The following is a 773-nucleotide window of genomic DNA, read 5'->3' on the forward strand; positions in this document are numbered from 1 at the left end:
TTTTCTTTTTCTTTTTTCGATTAGACCTAGCCTTGGATCTTTTTGATGAGTCAGGGACAGGACCAAATCTATCCCTCTTTTCGTCGTCAGAATGCACAGGAGGGGAAATAAGAAGATCTACAGAGCAAGATTCTAATACCTCACTTTTTTGCACAGGAGGCGTTACAGGAGCTTCTAGGTGTAGTTCTAAATGCTGTAACCACAGAAGGGCAAATTCAGTCCTTTTATCGACTGGATATTTACCCGTTTCAAATCTACTTATCGAATCATTGGAGAGATCCAGCTTATCGCCTAATTCGGACTGACTAAGCTTTAAAACAGACTTTCGAATGCGCTTAAACTCGGACGGATGCATAAGTTACCTTATTTCGACATTTTGTCGAATTGTACATCACAGATTCGACATTTTGCGGAAAAACAAGGTACTTTCACCCCGTATTACTATACGGGGATGACGCTGCACCTCCTATTTCCTCCTCCTCAGTCATCGTCGTCGTCAGTCGTCGTTTGCAGCTAACAACCAGATAGATATGTAAAAAGACGTATTTATACATATTTGTGAAGCTGACGCGCGGATTTGAATTAGGTAACAAAAATCAAGAATGTTTCCGCTTGTCGGCTCAATTGAGAAACAAAAAAAGGGAGCACAAGGCTCCCAAATTTTTATTTCCCAACAGAGCTATTTATAAGACCTGATCTAACAGAAAAAGAGCGTGGCGAAGTTGCCCCTCAGAGTAGGTAGCTCCATCAGGTGTAACAATATGACCAGACTT

General features: G+C 41.3%; 1 protein-coding gene. It reads right to left on the reverse strand.

The genetic code is table 11. The features are described from left to right. The coding region (locus tag R7044_RS25005) for a helix-turn-helix domain-containing protein (protein WP_225455973.1) at window positions 1–355 on the reverse strand (355 nt) is incomplete at its 3' end. Window positions 356–773: the final 418 nt, after the last annotated feature.

The sequence above is a fragment of the Vibrio sp. 1402 genome, assembly GCF_033340275.1.